This is a genomic window from Paenibacillus ilasis (assembly GCF_043195395.1).
Classification (GTDB): domain Bacteria; phylum Bacillota; class Bacilli; order Paenibacillales; family Paenibacillaceae; genus Paenibacillus_AQ; species Paenibacillus_AQ lautus.
The window spans coordinates 1,779,171-1,797,173 of the sequence record NZ_JBHDJG010000001.1; the positions used below are offsets into that span (position 1 = coordinate 1,779,171).

8 protein-coding genes (1 of these 8 cut by a window edge) are annotated in these 18,003 nt (G+C 47.8%); 7 read left to right on the plus strand and 1 reads right to left on the minus strand.

Annotated elements, in window-relative coordinates; all coding sequences use genetic code 11:
* From ACETK5_RS08455 to ACETK5_RS08485, 7 genes are all read left to right on the plus strand, one after another.
* Positions 1-5,276: the end of an SDR family NAD(P)-dependent oxidoreductase gene (locus ACETK5_RS08455; RefSeq protein WP_394055075.1), read on the plus strand. 12,727 nt of this gene lie to the left of the window's left edge; only the last 5,276 of its 18,003 coding nucleotides appear in the window; its start codon lies off the left edge, out of view; it ends in the stop codon at positions 5,274-5,276.
* 73 nt (positions 5,277-5,349) lie between these two features.
* Positions 5,350-6,027 (plus strand): MBL fold metallo-hydrolase, encoded by a 678-nt coding sequence (locus ACETK5_RS08460; RefSeq protein WP_394057361.1) that lies wholly within the window; start codon positions 5,350-5,352, stop codon positions 6,025-6,027.
* A gap of 11 nt (positions 6,028-6,038) precedes the next feature.
* Entirely contained in the window at positions 6,039-7,025 is a 987-nt protein-coding gene (locus ACETK5_RS08465; RefSeq protein WP_100537788.1) for an acyltransferase domain-containing protein, read from the plus strand.
* A 352-nt stretch (positions 7,026-7,377) separates the two neighbouring features.
* Positions 7,378-8,121, plus strand: a complete 744-nt coding sequence (locus tag ACETK5_RS08470; RefSeq protein ID WP_100537787.1) for a GTP pyrophosphokinase — start codon at positions 7,378-7,380, stop codon at positions 8,119-8,121.
* A gap of 517 nt (positions 8,122-8,638) precedes the next feature.
* Entirely contained in the window at positions 8,639-10,036 is a 1,398-nt protein-coding gene (locus ACETK5_RS08475; protein WP_100537786.1) for a protoporphyrinogen oxidase, read from the plus strand.
* On the plus strand, positions 10,033-10,605 hold the full coding sequence (locus tag ACETK5_RS08480) for a DUF1697 domain-containing protein (RefSeq protein ID WP_100537785.1): 573 nt from the start codon (positions 10,033-10,035) through the stop codon (positions 10,603-10,605). Before ACETK5_RS08475 ends, ACETK5_RS08480 begins: the two co-directional genes overlap by 4 nt.
* A gap of 777 nt (positions 10,606-11,382) precedes the next feature.
* Entirely contained in the window at positions 11,383-16,599 is a 5,217-nt protein-coding gene (locus ACETK5_RS08485; protein ID WP_394055078.1) for an S-layer homology domain-containing protein, read from the plus strand.
* A 170-nt stretch (positions 16,600-16,769) separates the two neighbouring features.
* Here ACETK5_RS08485 and ACETK5_RS08490 read toward each other — a convergent pair whose 3' ends face one another.
* Positions 16,770-17,723 carry a glycoside hydrolase family 43 protein gene (locus tag ACETK5_RS08490; protein WP_394055080.1) on the minus strand — a complete coding sequence of 318 codons (954 nt, stop codon included), beginning with the start codon at positions 17,721-17,723 and terminating at the stop codon, positions 16,770-16,772.
* Positions 17,724-18,003: the final 280 nt, after the last annotated feature.

Here is an 18,003-nt window from a genome sequence, read left to right on the forward strand (position 1 = left end):
GAGGCCAGGCGTTAGCGAAGCTGTCTCTTCCATCCGGAGTGACCGACCCAGCTGCTCCATTTACGCTGCACCCCAGCCTAATGGATTCTGCTCTGCAGGCCACCATATCCATGATGATGAGCCCAGATTCAGCGTCGACCGCTTCATTGAAGCCGGGACTTCCTTTTGCCCTGCAGGAGCTGGAGGTTTTCGGCAGCTGTCCTTCCGAGATGTGGGCACGAATCCGGTACAGTGACGGAAATAAACCAGAGAGTAAAGTGCAGAAACTGGATATCGACCTATGTGATGTTCTGGGTAAGGTTTATGTAAAAATGAAGGGGTTTTCAACCAGGGTGCTTGACGGAGAGGTGAAATCATCGGCGGTTTCGGAAACACCTGGCACCCTCATGCTGGAACCGATCTGGAGGGACCAGCCAGCTGCTCGGATTGGCAGTGCCCCGGAGTATGCCAAACACTTGGTGTTCCTGTGTGAAATCAGTTCGGGCATGGAGCAGAGTTTAAACCATCCGTTGAGCCAGGCCCGTTGCATTACGCTGGAATCATATCAGGAACGAATAGAAGAACGGTTCATAACGTATTCGGCCCGAATCTTTGAGGAGATTCAAGCGATCCTGAGAGACAAGCCCAAAGAAAAAATCCTTATCCAGGTGTTGTCACTCTCTCAGCAGGATCGGCTGTTGTTATCGGGTATCTCCGGCTTGATGAAGGCTGCACAGTCGGAAAACTCCAAGCTGGTATGTCAATATATCGAAATAGAATCCGTTGATTCTAATATAACGGACGTACTGATGGAGAACAGTCATTATCCAATGGATCAACGGATTCGGTATCGGGACGGCAAACGTTGGGTTGCCGGATGGGATGAACTCCAAGCTGATGCTATGAAGGCGGCTGCTCCCTGGAGAGACCGAGGCATTTACCTGATCACAGGTGGTGCAGGAGGTCTTGGCATCATTTTTGCCAAAGAGATTCTCCATAAAGCGAAAGAGGCCGTATTGATTCTTACCGGACGCTCATCACTGCATGAGAGCATGCATGCCGAACTGGATGAACTGCGGGTTCTTGGAGCCAAGGTTGATTATCGACAAGTCGACGTGACAAATAAGCAGCAGGTTACTTCCTTAATTCAGAGCATTCATGAGGAATACGGAAGCCTGAACGGCATCATTCATGGGGCGGGCATTATCCGAGACAATCTAATTCTCAGAAAAGATGTCGAAGAGTTGGAAAACGTGATGGCACCCAAAGTAAGGGGACTCGTAAATCTAGACGAAGCTAGCGAAGACATTCAACTGGATTGGTTCATTGCGTTTTCTTCTGTGGCTGGGGCGACGGGGAATCCGGGACAAGCGGATTACTCAGCCGCTAACGCTTTCATGGATGCCTACGCGGAGTATAGAAATTCGCTTACGGCTTCCAGGCAAAGGCATGGACGCATGTTATCCATCAATTGGCCGCTCTGGAAAGAAGGCGGTATGCGTGTTGACGAGGAAGTCGAAAAAATCATGATGAAGAGCCTGGGTACTGTCCCAATGCAGACTTCGACAGGTATCCAAGCACTGTATCAGGGGCTTGCCTCGGGAAGGAACCAGGTGGTAGTAATGACAGGCATCCTGTCCCGAGTGAAGCCTAGAATGCTGCCTGCAGCCGCATCCGGTCAGCATGAGAACATGCCAGCGCTCGTTAAGTCAGATGATACCAGCTTGGCAGCAAGAGTAGAGACAGCCTTGGTCCAGACTGTATCCAAGCTGCTAAAGGTCAAGCTGGAAGACATCGATATGCATTCGGAGTTAAGTGAGTATGGGTTTGATTCGATCTCGCTTACGCAATTTGCCAATCATTTGAATGAGGAATACCACCTTGAACTTACACCTACCGTGTTCTTTGAATATACGACGCTGGATAGCTTTGCCGAATACTTGTTATTGGAACATCGGACTGCCTTTGATGTAAAGGCTGCATTAACCGCTGAGCAGGATATATCCGTGCCGAAGACAAGGGGGCCCAAGGAAGAAGAGATTCCCTTGAGAAAATCACGTTCTCGCCCTGCAAGGATGGCAGTCCGGTCTGAGTCGCCGTCTCCGGACCCGGAGGCCACCGATTCTGAATCTGAGCCAATTGCGATTGTGGGCATCAGTGGCCTGTTTCCGATGGCAAAGGATGTGGATGAATTTTGGAAGAATATCGTGGAGGGCAAGGACTGTATAACGGAAATACCGAAAGAGCGCTGGGATTGGAGAGAATGCTTGGACGATGATTCTGATGACGAAGAGCAAACCAGTCTGAAATGGGGGGGCTTTATTGAAGGCGTGGAAGAGTTTGATCCGTTGTTTTTCGGTATTTCTCCGAGAGAAGCCGAAATGATGGATCCCCAACAGCGTCTCCTGCTGACTCAGGTTTGGAAGGCGGTTGAAGATGCCGGCATTTCGCCGAGCAAGCTCTCGCAACAGCCTACAGGCGTTTTCGTAGCTGCTGGCCCAGGCGATTATATGAACATCACTTCGATTTCACAAGGGAATCCCCAAGCGATGACCGGCGTGGTCCCGTCCCTGATTCCAAACCGCATTTCATATGCATTAAACTTGCAAGGTCCCAGTGAATACTACGAAACAGCTTGTTCTTCTACATTGGTAGCGTTACATCGAGCGATCCGATCCATATATAACGAAGAATGCGAACAAGCAATTGTAGGCGCTGTAAATCTGCTGATTTCTCCTATAGGCTTCATAGGCTTTGATGCTATGGGATATCTAAGCCCAGATGGAAAAGCTAAATCCTTTCAGTCCAACGCGGACGGATTTGTTCGGAGCGAAGGTGTTGGTGCAATCATCATCAAGCCATTGTCGAAAGCGATTGAGGACAATAATTTAATTTATGCCGTAATTAAAGGGACCGGCGTGTCCCATGGGGGCAAGGGAATGTCATTGACCTCGCCCAATGCGGCAGGGATGAAGGCAGCCATGGCCCAAGCATTTAAAGGCACGGGTGTTAACCCCCGGACGATATCCTATATTGAAGCCCATGGTATCGCGTCGCATATCGCCGACGGCATCGAAGTCAATGCATTGAAGACGGGTTATCAGGAGATAGCGTCTAACGATCCATCCCCATCTGGTTCTTTGGGAGAGAGCGCTTGTTATATCAGCACGCTGAAGCCTTCACTGGGTCATGGGGAAGTTGCCTCAGGCATGGCTTCGTTGATCAAGTCCATTCAGGCGATAAGACACAAACTTATCCCTGGAGTGAAACGATTTACGAGTCCGAGTCAGCATATTTCGCTGGAGGGAAGTCCGCTTCGAATTTCTGCAGAGCATCATGAATGGGAGCCGTTAACCGATGTGCATGGTAAGGTGCTCCCGCGACGTGCGGCGATAAACAGTTATGGCATCGGCGGTGTGAACGCTCATGTTATCCTGGAAGAGTATGTTCCGGCAGCTGCCGGTAAGCATCAGGAACCTTCGAGGAAACCTCAGATCGTAGCTCTCTCGGCAAAAAGTACAGAGCGACTGGAAGAATATGCTCGGCACATGCTTGAATATGCAGAACGTGCACCGGAATTCTCTTTATCCGATTTCGCATACACCTTGCAGATAGGCAGAGAACAGATGGAATCCCGGCTGGCTTTCGTTGCAAGTTGTCGCGAGGAGCTGATTAGTGGTTTCAGGCAATTCCTGAAAACATCGCATGTCCTCCCGAAGGCGAAAGATCCGCATCCTGTCATTTTTACAGGAGAGACAGTCAATTCCAAGTCCAAAATGGATTCGGATGCCGTTCTAACACTATTTGCGGATAACAACCTGAATGATATTGCTCTCCAATGGACAAGAGGCGGCATATTTCCATGGGAAACACTTCACGATGCAAAAGAGGTTCGTAGAATGTCACTGCCTGTCTATCCGTTTGAGAGGAGAAGGTGCTGGCCCGATCTTGATAGCGAGAGTGCACGAGAGATCCATGAGGGACAGGTTAAACGTGCAGCTTCAACCCATCGTTTAACAGAAACCACATCGGTTATGGCGGAGACGGACCCTAATGTAAGCAGCCGTGTTATCGAGATCGTATCGAAAATACTGGGAATGGCACCCTCTGAGATGAATCCGGACCGGCCTTTGGATCAATATGGGCTTGACTCCATTCTATTGATGCAGCTTTTGCAGCAATTGCAGAATCAGTTGGCCCCGGCGGTGGATCTCATTAAACTTCAGGAATGCAGGACCTTTCTGGATATCATTACAATGATCGAATCGCTGAGCAAAGTGGATGGATCACGAAGTATCAGCCGACAAAGTAAGTCCGAAGTGCCCGGGAGTTGGCCGCAGTTTCCCGAGCTAATCCTTCTTAACAATGGCTCACAGGGATCGCCCGTATTTTGGTTTCATGGCGGCTTGGGTGGCGTGGAAATGTATCAAAAGCTCGCGCAAAAGAGCGAGCGGCCATTTTACGGCATCCAGGCAAGAGGGTGGTTAACTGATCGATCTCCGTTAAAAGGGGTTGGGGCGATGGCTGCGTACTATGCCCATATTATTCAATCCGTTCAGCCTAACGGGCCTTATGATCTGGGAGGTTACTCCTTAGGCGGAGTACTGGCGTATGAAGTGACGCGTCAATTGCAGGAGCTTGGTCATTCGGTGAATTCAGTGGTGATGCTGGATTCACCATATGGAAAAGAGTTTCAGCAAGGAGCCGTTTCTAGAAAGACGGCCGTATTGCAAGCCGTTAATTTGGCCCTTGCTTCAAAGAATTTTCAGGAACCGGACACATTTATGCAGACGCTCATCCATCGAAATGAATTGGATCTGAGTGTTCAGGAAGAGGAATTGTTTGAACAGTTAATTAAGCTTGGAAACACCCGCGGACTCACCAAGACGGAGGAGCAAATCATGTCGATGATCGAAGCGAATATCAAGATACAGCATGCATACCAATTTGATCGATTTTCGGTGAGGCCGCTATCCGAACCCGATGCAGTAACCTGCTACTACTTCCGCAATAAGGGTGGACTGATCTTCGGAGAGCTGGAACCCTATTTCTCTACTACCGAAGATTCTTCTGCTCTTGACCATGCAACCTACTGGGAGGAATGGGAACGTCAATTTCCTAATCTGCATGTTATGGATATAGATCCTTCCAATCATATGGTGCTGTTATCAGAAGCCAAATCTTATGAAACGATTTTTGCGTTTTGCGAAGAGTTATATTCGGAACATGGCATGACCAAAGAGTTTCTCCACATGTTTAAAGAGAAGACGAAAGAATTACACGGAGTCAAGGCATGAACGAATCCCGGTTAAGCTGCAGTAAACGGCACTTAGCCGGGAGTTTTTTGTAACCCAATGTGAAAGGGGAGGAATCATGGTTCATTACGAAGTGTTTGTACTGCGAACGGTTTCGCATCCCTTTATTAATTATAGCTATATTGTTTTTGATAAAAGCAGCCGCTCTGCCATCATCATTGATCCTTCATGGGAACTCGATACCATAATGGGCAAGCTAAACGATTTAAACGCAGATGTGAAAGGGATTATGCTGACCCATTCTCACTACGATCACGTAAATTTGGCGTCGGTGTTAACCGAGATTTATGAATGCGATGTATTCATGTCGAGCGTGGAAATTGAAGACTATGGTTTCAATTGCCGACATTTGAGAAGTTTATCCGATCATGAGGTCGTCGTATTCGGGGAGACAAACGTGACGTGCTTGTGGACGCCCGGGCATACTTCGGGAAGTATGTGTTTTTTGCTTGAAGACTGTATTTTTACGGGGGATACACTCTTTATTGAAGGCTGCGGGGGATGCAATTTCAAGGGTGGATCCGCTGAGGCGATGTTTGATAGCATTCAAAAAATCAAATCTTTTGCGTCTCCGGAACTGCGGGTATTTCCCGGTCATTCCTATGGAACCCCTCCTGGTCAAACGATAAGTATGTTGTACGATCAGAACATCTACTTTCAATTGGATTCGCTCAAGCATTTTGTCAATTTCAGAATGAGGCCAAATCAAGAAGGAATATTTAATTTTCGATGAAATGGGAGTGAATGAAAGTGGGGAAATCGATCGTATTTTTGTTTTCCGGGCAAGGATCACAATATTATCAAATGGGCAAGGAGTTATATCGGGATCAGCCGGTATTTCGTCATTGGATTCAGAAGCTGGATCAATATTATTATCAAATCTCCGGTAAATCGGTAACCCGCGAGCTTTACGAGAATAATTATCCAATCAGCCGGCCATTTGATTCATTACCATTCACGCACCCCGCAATATTCATGATCGAGTATGCCTTAGCTCAGGTATTTATGGAATATCAGATCTTCCCTGATTATGTGTTAGGCACAAGCTTGGGGGAATTTGCTTCCTGCACGGTCGCAGGTTCCATGGATTACAATGCAGCGTTGGAGCATGTGATCGCTCAAGCTGAAATCATTCAGAATCATTGCGAACCCGGGGGCATGATCGCTATTCTTGATCAGGTATCGCTATACCGCAGCGAATCGATACTTTATCAGAACTGTGAAATTGCATCGGTTAATTTTGATACGCATTTTGTCATCTCGGGAGGAGTTTCGGCTCTTTCCGAAGTGGAGTCTTATTTAAGAGATCGTAATATCATGGCTCAGCGATTACCCATTCGTCATGGTTTCCATTCCAAGTGGATCGACCCGGCTGGCCCGTATTATAAGCGCCATGTAAGCTCTTTAGCTTTAAAGTCTCCCCATACAACCGTAATTTCATCTTTTAGCGGGCAGAGGGTGGCTGCTTTCGAACCCGAATACTTGTGGAACATGGTGAGGGAACCGATCCGATTCCGCGACGCGTTGAAATCTTTGATGCCCCTGGAAGATAAGATTTTTGTAGATTTAGGCCCTGGAGGAACACTTGCCACCTTCATTAAGCATAATCATCAAATGTTTGGCTCCCATGAAGCCCGAAATATACACACCGTTCTAAGTCCTTTTCATAAGGATATCCATAGATTGGAACAAGTCATTTCCAAAATAAAAATGCAGCGAGTAACCACTTAAGTCATTCTAAGAGAATTGATGTCGAAACCATGAGTATTTTGCGATTACCCGAGAAATAATAACTTGTTCATAAACCGTATGGGATAATAAAATACGAGCATAAACGCCTTGCAAGATATGGTTTATACCAACGATATCAAGCAGCGCGGTGCTCGCATAAGATAAAAGACATTGCGACTTTCTGGTTGCAGCGTCTTTTTGACGTTATTGCACTAAAGTTGCAGTCGCACCTCAATATCAACTACTATTTAAAGAGGGAACAGAACTTCTAGAATGTTAGCAGCGTGTTTTGTTTTTATTTACTACTCGAGTCATCACGGCTCTGAATCACACAATCGAAAGGAAGTATCCCATGAATTCTTTGCAAATTGAACAGCTCAAAATCATTCGGAATGAAATTACCCGATTTATGATGAAATACAAATTCGCTTTAGATGAGATCGAAACCAAAATGGAAATATTAAAAGAGGAGTTCCAGGCTCTTCATGATTATAGCCCGATCGAACATACGAAATCCCGCCTGAAATCACCGGAGAGCATCATGAAGAAGCTGCTCCGAAAAGGCGGAAACATCTCTCTCAGTTCCATAGAAGATAATATCAAAGACATCGCGGGTTTAAGAATCACCTGCTCATTCATTACCGACATTTATAAAATCAGCGACATGCTGCAGAAGCAGAGCGATTTAACGGTCCTAAATGTCAAAGATTATATCAAGAATCCGAAGCCGAACGGTTACCAGAGCCTGCATCTCTTAGTCGAAGTGCCAGTTTTTTTCTCCGACCGGGTGGAGAAGGTATGCGTTGAAGTCCAAATTCGAACCATTGCCATGGATTTCTGGGCGAGCTTGGAGCATAAAATTTTCTACAAATATAATAAGTCGGTCCCTCAGCATCTGCTGGAAGAGCTTAAGAAGGCTGCCGATACGGCTAACGCGCTGGACCGTCAGATGGAGCAATTGCACCACGAAGTGCAGGCCATTAAGGATTCGGAAAGCGATGATTCGCTGCTGGAGGAATTGAAGAGCATTCAGATCAACAACCGCAAGTATGAGCTCCCGGCAGGCTTGCTTGAAGTGTTGACTGAGGATAAATAAAGTTCTCGCCGGTGGGAATAAGAAAAGTTTCACCTGTTTCATCGACTGTGCACCGGGTATATATATCCTAAGTGGGAAGTGGAAACACATCAACACCAGACGGATAACAAGACGTTAAGTCGGAATTACCGAAAGGATTTGATACCCATGTACAACGTAACGAGGAATAAGGACGACACAGTCTGAATTATTCCAAACGTACACCTCAAGCTATTAAAGAAATGGAATGATAGCGTCAGAATGGATATACCGCTTCCCACGATAGAAAAACTCTGCGAGTGATCTCGCGGAGTTTTTTGCTGTCGACAACCATCCAAGCACGTGCATAAAAGGGAGCAGTACACACGGTATATTCCGCGGGCGGGAAGCCGGTGGCTGTATAAACGGATCAGTTCACAATATTGAGGGAATGGCGACCCTCGAAAGAGCGGCCTCTATGATATACTTAGAAATTGGATACAATGGTAACAATCATGATTAAGATGTTATGAACCTACATAATAGAGGTGTATGTACAGTGACAACTACCGTAGTCATCGGCGGCGGCATTACCGGACTGTCGACCTTATACTATCTGCAAAAAGAGTTGAATCGCCATCAACAGGATATGGAACTGGTGCTTATCGAGGCAAGTGAAACGTTGGGAGGCAAAATCCGAACCGTTCAGAACGGTGAATTTACGATGGAAACCGGAGCGGATTCGATCGTCTCCCGGAAAACGAATGTGGCACCACTTCTGGAGGAACTTCAGTTAACAGACCAGGTTGTGTATAATGCCACGGGGACTTCTTTTATCTATACGACTGCAGGTTTGAAAAGAATCCCGGATGAGAGCGTATTCGGCATACCGCTTAGCCTGAAATCCTTGGCGGAAAGCGAGCTGGTGTCTGCCGAGGGGAAGGTGGAGGCGCTCAAGGACTACTACACGCCGAATGAGTCATTTACCAAGCATGATTCTCTGGGGGAGTTCCTCGAGTCTTTCCTAGGCAAGGAAATCGTTCAGAATCAGATCGCTCCGGTCATATCGGGCGTCTATTCCGGGGAGCTTCATGACCTGACCATTGCGTCCACATTTCCCTATTTGCTGGAGTACAAAAATACGTATGGCAGCATCATGGGGGGGTTGGCCGAGAATAAACAGAAATTCCTTGGCTCGGGCAATAAGAAATTTCTTTCCTTCAAAGACGGAGTCTCGGTTGTGATTGACGCACTGGCACAGAGCCTGACAGAAGCAGGTGCGAAGATATACAAGGGCGTTGCCGCAGAGAAGCTGGAGAAAACAGCTAGCGGCTACGGGATAACGTTGGCAAATGGCGAAAAGCTTGAAGCTGATTTTGTTGTATTAAGCACGATGGGATCTGCGGCGAAGGAACTGCTGCAAGATCCGCAGCTTAACGAGGACTTTGACCAGCTCTATACCAAATCGCTCATCAGCGTGTACCTTGCCTATGATATTCAAGACGAAGAGCTTCCTTATGATGGAACGGGATTTATTACGGCTAAGGGAACCCAGTTAAAATGTGATGCTTGCACCTGGACGAGCCGGAAATGGGAGCATACCTCCGAGAATAATCGGTTATTGATGCGATTGTTCTACAAGAGCTCCAATCCGCATTATGACGAATTAATCCGATTATCCGACGAAGAATTGAAGCGTGTCGGGATGGAGGATATCCGCCGGAGTTTAGGCATCGAGGCTGAGCCCGTGTCATGCGAAGTCACCAAATGGCATGACAATATGCCGAATTATCATTTGAAGCACCGGCAAATCGTGGAGTCATTAGAACAGAAAATGGATGACCTGTATCCTAACGTTATTCTCGCGGGATGCTCCTATTATGGAGTGGGTATACCGGATTGCATCGCGAACGGGGAGAAGACGGCAGGTCTGATTCTGGAAAGGATGCCTGGATGACAATCTATATTGCGTTGCTTAGAGGGATCAACGTAGGCGGACACAATAAAATCAAGATGGCCGATTTAAGAAAGATGCTTGAATCTATGGGACTAGATCGCGTGCAGACCTACATCCAGAGCGGAAACGTGCTCTTTGAATCCGGGGAATCCAAGGAAACGCTGCGCGTTCATATAGAGCAGGGCATAATTGAAACGTTCGGCTTTCCGATATCGGTGATTATTAGAACCTCCGAGGAAATCGAGGGGATCGTTCGGAACTGTCCATTTTCGGATGAAACGATACGTCAAGCGGAGGCAGCATCGGAGTTTGAGAGTCTTTATGTTGCCATGCTGCCGGAAGCGCCTGCTGCTGAAGACGTGGAGAAATTAAGGCTTTATGTGAATGAAAAAGAAACCTTCGAAGTTATCGGTGAAGAGGTATACTTACTGTTCAAGGAAAGCGTTCGGAATTCCAAGCTGGCGGTTCAGTTGTCGAAGCTTGGCGTACCGATGACGATGCGGAATTGGAAAACAATGAACAAGCTGGTACAACTGTCTCAGTCGATGGAAAGTGAGCCATCGCAATAATTTATACAAATGAAGGGGACATAGGCCGATCTCCCAATTCGAGAGGAAGTTCGGGCTAAAGTGTTTCACTTTCTGAGGAACGGGTAAATATAGAACAAGTGGGAAGTGGTATTGTCAATCGACGGACGGAAGAACATGATGTCATTCCGAAAGGCAGTTGATTCGCCATGAACACTCGCAAAAGGAGAAGGAGAGCGAAGTTTCTTCGATTCTTTTCAGGTAAGGCACCCTAGCAATTGGAAAATTGCTGCATAATGAATAACAGAATCGCTTCCCACTGATAAGGATCCTGCGATATCATTCGCGGGGTCTTTTTTTTGTGCAGAATATGCAGAAGCCACATCCTATGATAGAGGATGGGACCGATCTTTGCTCAAAGATGAACCGGATAAGACGTGAATAGTCCGGAAGTAATGAGCTTTAAACGTCATGCTAATCTCATATGCGGACCTTGAGATATGGATGCTTACTCAAGAAATAGTGATGCAGGTCTGTTAACATGTTGTCCTATTTTACTAGATGGTTAGCTGATTCCGGGACTTGTGTATCATTTATCAGATTTTACATAAAGTGGTTTAAAAAACGAAGGGAATATGCAATTATTGATCTTAGGAGGTGAAGTGCTAAATGGATCTCTCTAGGGGATAGCCTGAATCTGATATCATGAGGGATTTAATATTGAAAACGCTTTAATTAAAATTTGGAGATCCCATGGAGACCTGGAGAATTGGGAAACTGAATTGATTGTTCAAAAAATCATTTCTAGGAGGTTTTCCATTGTCTAAGATCGTCCTGAATCGATGTATATCCTGCTTCTTGATTCTCTGTATCGTGTTGTCGGCCTCGTTTACCGGTTTCGCAGGACAGGCTTCAGCCCAGTCATCCACTGCGCTGAACAATGTGCCTGAACTGCTGATCACCGAGCTTGTTCCTGATTCTACGAATGTAGGAACCGCCGACGGATATGAATTTATTGAAGTATACAACAATACCGATCAAGACATCGATTTCAGCCATTACAAAATTCGTTATCGTTACTTGGAGAGTGATACCCTTTGGGCTCATGTTCCCGATGAGGTGATGATTCCATCCAGAGGCACGCTGGTGTTCTGGATCATTAACGCTCAGAACAGCAAATCCACGATTGCTGATTTTAATAAAAATTACGGCACGAACCTGATTGAAAACACCGATGTTGTCAAAATATTCTCAGGCGGCATGTCCAATTCACGCATGCGGGAGCTCGTGGTTGTGACAAACACGGGCAATCCGATCGTGTCCGCATTTTACAATGACGGAGATGTTCATAACGGCTCTGATCAGGGAATCTTCTATAAGTATCCGGAGGATGGCAGCCTGAAGATGCAGCGAATTTCCCAGTTGGAGCATAAGGCTACGCCGGGTTCGCTGCAGCATTCCGAGGTGCCTGCGGAGCCGGTACATATCGACGTGACCAAGGAGCCGACCGTTGCCAACCGGACGACAACGACGAATGTGGAGCCGGGCGAAAATCTGGAGATTACCGCAGAAGCGCATGATGATCGTATGGTTACCTCACTCGCGCTATCTTATCGTGTCGATGGACAGAACGATTACAAGGTTGTACAGCTTCAGGATGGGGAGCAAGGCCTCAGCCATACGATTTCTTATCTGGAACTGCTGGGACACACCAATCTAGAGTACTTTTTCACAGTGTCCAACACCTTTAAGGAAGTAGAAAGTCCCAAATACGAAGTCGATCTTACGGGGAATGGTGCCAGCGCCAGACTGAATGTTGACGATCAACAGACAGTCACCGGGATAACGTATATTCGGGGGGCAGCGGATGGGGTAGAACCTGCCGATCTTGAGCTTCATATCGACGGGCAGCCGGTTCAAGGCACACTTGTTATGGAGCATTCCGCTTATTTTGTTTTTGAAGGCGATGGTATTGACGATGGGATCAACACGGTAACCATCGGCAAGGATGTTCTGTTCAAGACCGAGGCGAACATTGACGGCTATCAAACGATCGCTGTCCCAATCCAACCGCAATGGCTGACAAGCGGCACAAACGAAATTACCCTTCGGGCCGGCGATAACGAGAAAACCTATTTCGAGGATGACAAGCCGACGGGCAATATGGATGACTTTAATGCCCGCAACGTACGGCTGCTGTTAGGAGATGGGACAGAAATCCGGGATCCGCAATTTAAAGATCCTGCGCTTATCCACGACCTTGGTGACGATGGGCGGTTTCTGCCTTTTGTTGCGTTTCAATTCGATATTCCTGCCGAAAAAGTAAAAGCCCTGTCTTACGCATGGGATACCACGTCGGTAACAGACGGGCAGCACAAGGTTGATCTGCATGTAAAGGGTAAGTCTGAAGCCTTTGCCAACATTCAGGTAGATAACAATGGACCCGAAATTAACGTGACGGTTGAAGAAGGCAAAAGCTATAAGGGAAGCATTCCCATTGATGTGACTGTACAGGATAGCGTATCCGGCGTAGAACAGGTGGAGGTCCTGCTAGATGGTCAAGCCATCCAGGTGCCGTATGATACTTCATCTTCCGAGCTTGATCCAGGTGATCATAAGCTGGAAATCCGCGCAGTGGACAAGATCGGCAACATCTCGGAACGTACGGTTACGTTTAACACTTCACCGGTGCATCCGAATGCCCCAGTATTGATCTCACCAGCAGATATGGAGAGCGGAACCGGGTTATCGCCTGAGCTTAAGGTCCAAGTCAGCGATCCATCGGATGACGAGCTTGAGGTCTCCTTCCATCAGGCATATCCGTATCATGCATTAAGCGGCGATCGGGTAAAATTATCCAAGAACGCCTCGGATGAAGAGCCCCCTAAGGATAGGTTCCCGGCGGGCGAAACCGCGCTGACTGAAGAGGAATTGAAGCTGGTAGCTGAATCCAACGATCAATATGTCACGGTGGATTCCACGTCCCAGTTCCCTTATATCCGGTTTGAGGTAGAGCTGGAGCATGCCGTGGAGCCGGGTGACAGCGTTGAAGTGACTTGGGAAGGACACACTGTTTCGGGCCGCAAGGTCACGATGTATGCCTGGAACCACAATCTGAACAAGTGGACGGAGATCACCAAACATATTGCGCAGTCTGAAGATGATTTTACGCTTCGAGGCGAACTGACGGCAGCAGACTACGTACTGAACAGCAAAGTGGATGTCATCGTACAGGATGAAATCCCTTCCCGTGGGGATTATGATTACACGTTTGTATGGGTATCGGATACCCAATTCTTAACGGAGCTGTACCCGCATATCCAGCAGAAGCAATTCAACTGGATTGTCGATTCCATCGACGATATGAACATCAAATATTTGTTCCATACCGGTGACATCGTGAACGATCCAACAGCTGAGTATCAATGGAAACGTGCCGATGATTACATGAAGATGCTGGAGGATGCAAATCTTCCGCACGGCGTGCTTGCCGGGAATCATGATGTGGGAAGTTATGATTGGGATTACACGACCTACAGTCAATACTTCGGGGAGGACCGTTATAAGAATCAGCCATATTACGGAGGTTCCTACAAGGACAATCGCGGGCACTACGATCTTGTCTCCGTAGAAGGAAACGACTTCATCATGATGTATATGGGATGGGGCGTCGAAGATCAGGATATCAAGTGGATGAACGAGGTTCTCGCAGAGTATCCTGACCGTATCGCATTCCTGAATTTTCATGATTATATGCTCGCGAACGGAACTCGCTCCGGAATAGGCAACAAATTATACAAGGAAGTTGTTGTCCCGAATCCGAACGTGGTAGCCGTTCTGAGCGGCCATTACACGGGAGCCAGTCTGCTTAAAAATGAATTGGATGATAATGGTGACGGTACTGCGGACAGAACCGTGTATCAGATGCTGGCAGACTATCAAGGACATGCCGATGGCGGGAGTGGTTACTTGAGACTGCTGCATTTTGATAAGGATAGCAAGCAGATTTACGTGAATACGTATTCTCCTTACCTGGATAAGTACAATTATTATACAAATGGATCGGATGAGTTCAAGATGAATCTGGATCTTGAACCGAAATTAAAGCGAGTAGCAACGGATTCGATCCAAGTAAATCATCTAAGAGGAGCACCCATCGGTACACCGCAGAACGTGGCTAGCGGCACGGAGGTTACTCAGCCGTGGGCAGGACTTCATTCCGATGGCACCTATGCCTGGTATGTCGTCGCAAAAGACAAATTCGGAGGGAAAACCCTTTCGGATGTGTGGACCTTCACGACAGATGGCGGGAAGCTTGATGCTCCGACCAACCTGAAAGCACTGAATGTGACATCGTCAACGGTTCAAATCGGTTGGGATCCCGCGAAGGGTCCGGACCAACAAGTTGTGAACTATAATGTGTATCAGGACGGGGAGCGCGTGGCAACTGTCACGGATAGCGTATATGAAGCGACTGGGCTGACCCCGGACACGCTGTATGAATTCAAAGTTACCGCCGTGGATAAGCAAGGCACAGAATCGGCTCCGAGTGAGATTTTAACGGTCATCACTCAAGCCGTAGAAATTCCGGGTGCACCTGTGTGGACAGCCGGGAAGCTTGAATTTTCGGACATCACATCAAACGGCGTATCCATGAGCTGGCCGGAAGCAACCGCAGATGATGGCGTGGATGGATATCGTGTATATCTGAAAGGGCGGAGTGAACCGGTGGTTACCGTGACAAATGATGTGTATTCACATACCGCCACCGGTTTGGAGCCGGACACCCGATATCATTTTACCGTAAAAGCCTATAATGCTGCGGGAGAGAGCGCCGGACTTCATAACTCGGTCACAACACCGGCAGCAGCAGTTGACAAGAGCGAGTTAATCGGATTGATTGCATCGGCACAGCAAAGGCTTGACGAAACACGGGAAGGCACATCGCCGGGGCAGTATCCGGCCGGAGCAAGGTCAGCACTCCGTGCCGCCATTGAAAGCGCCAGCGCCATAGCGCAACAGGATCATGCAACTGCCAAGGAAGTACAGGATGCGATCAACGCTCTGCAAGCTGCGATTCGTGCCTATAACGCTTCGGTTGTACCTTCACCGGAGAATCCTCCATCATCGGGATCAGAATCGGGATCGGGATCCTCTGGAGGCCATGTATTATCTGGAGACAACCGTTTAAAAGGACTTGAATTGATCATCGGCGGCAAAGCAGCTGAATTAACCCCTGCATTCCATGAGAACACGACAGAGTACCGACTTGAGACGGAAGCCGATTCCGTCCAGCTCCGTGTTGATGCGGCGCATAGCAAGGCAACAATCCTTCTGGGAGAAGAACCCCTGAAGAAGGATCAGGTAATTGCGCTGAAGGAAGGGGCTAACCTGTTGAAGCTGGTAATTCGGGCGGAGAACGGTACGACCCGAACCTACCAGATAACCATTCACCGTAAGGCGAAGCCGGGGACCGAAGAACCGAAGCCGGAGCCAAAACCGGTGATGTTAACAGACATCGCTGGACATTGGGCTACGTCGGTGATAGAGGAAGCGGTTCAGCTTGGTATCGTTGGCGGCTATCCGGATCAAACCTTTAAACCGGACCGTAAGGTAACGCGAGCAGAATTTATGGTGATGATGGCCAAAGCACTGGATGGACAAGGGGAAGCTGGGAAGCTGAATTTCAAAGACAGTTCCCTGATCGGATCCTGGGCGCTTGAAGCGATTCAATGGGCCGTATCCGAAGGTATTGTGAAGGGATATCAAGACGGCTCATTCAGACCGAATCAATCCGTCAACCGTTCTGAAATGGCGGTCATGATCACTCGTTATCTGGGCCTTGCCTTACCAGCAACAGCAACGGAATTCCGTGATCAGCAAGCCGTTCCGGCTTGGGCGGAGAGGGAAATCGCAGCCGCGGCCGAGGCCGGCATCGTGAATGGCCGTTCGGGTAACCGGTTTGCTCCTCGGGAATCTGCTACCCGTGCGGAAGCGGTCATGATGATTCTGCGGATGCTGGAGCATGGAGAATAACAATAAGATTTAAGAACAAATAAGAGGCTGACACTAGAGCGATCGCTTTAGTGTCAGCCTTTTTGGAGTTGAAGCCTTCATGGTTGACCACCGTCATGTAACGCCAAACAAGGCGCGCTGGGAGCCGCGCGTGGTGCGGATGGAAGGATACGCTTTAAAGGTATGCATCCTCAATAAGTTGGCCAGCCCTGGGAATCCCAGTTTAAATCGTTGATGAGCAGTTTTGGCGTGCCATTGTCGGTTGCGTCATACGCATGTCTAATCAAGAGGTTATTATAGACATCCTGATGTCCGGGACCTTTCCACACTGCATTTCCACTGTCCATAATCGTGCCGCCGCCATTCATCATACTGGTGCCGTTCTTATCCACGTATGGACCTGTTATGCTGGAGGAACGGCCGTAGGCGATTTTGTAGGTGCTGTTTACACCTTGGCAGCAGGAATCGAAAGAGGCGAACAGATAATAATATCCGTTTCTATAAACGATGGTTGGCGCTTCAATGGCCCCCCCGTTGTTCGGGCGTGAGGCAATGGAATACAAGGTTCCGGTCGGTTTCATGGTGCTCGCATCAAGCTTTGTCAGCTTGAGTCCGCTCCAGAACGAGCCGTAAGCCAGCCACGGATTGCCGTCCTTGTCGATTGTCAGCGTCGGATCAATTGCATTGTAGTTATTGGAGGAGGTCGTACGCGTGACTAGACCGTCATCTCGCCAATTGCCGGATGAGATGCTGGTCGTAGAAGCCAGACCGATAGCGGATGTGTTGGAGCCGAAGGAGGAGATCGAGTAATAGAGCCAGTAGCGGCCATTGAAATATTCGATATCTGGCGCCCATAGATCGTTGGTGCTTTGGTTTGGCACATAGTTTTTCCACCAGGACAACGGGGAAGCAAACACCTGGTTCGATCTGGTCCAGTTCGTTCCGTTGGTCGATTTCAGCAGTTGGATGCCCTGACCGGTAGAGAAGGTGTACCATGTGTTCCCTTCCTTAATGATCGTTGGATCATGTACCACGATATCGCCGCTCAGGTTCCAGAATGCACCGAAAGCGGATTGCGCGCCTGCCGTGCATAAACTAATGGCAAGTAAAAGCGTGGCAAGCCATTTCCCTTTTTGCTTCATCATCATCCTCTTCCCTTTATTATGACATGAGCATTGCTAAACTGTGCCGCGTTTATCTTTCCTCGGATCACCTCCAACCTTTTATGATATTGATTCATAGTTATGTGAAATGATTTATGTTATATTAAATTATAAAAGCGCTTCCAAAATAAGTAAAGTAAAAAAATCGGTATTGGCAATTCCTTTTGAAGTCTGCATAATCCAGTATGTACGAGTGATGAACATTAGAAAGCCCTGCGATTTCCCGCAGGGCTTTGTCCTAACTATTCAGATGCGTTTCTGA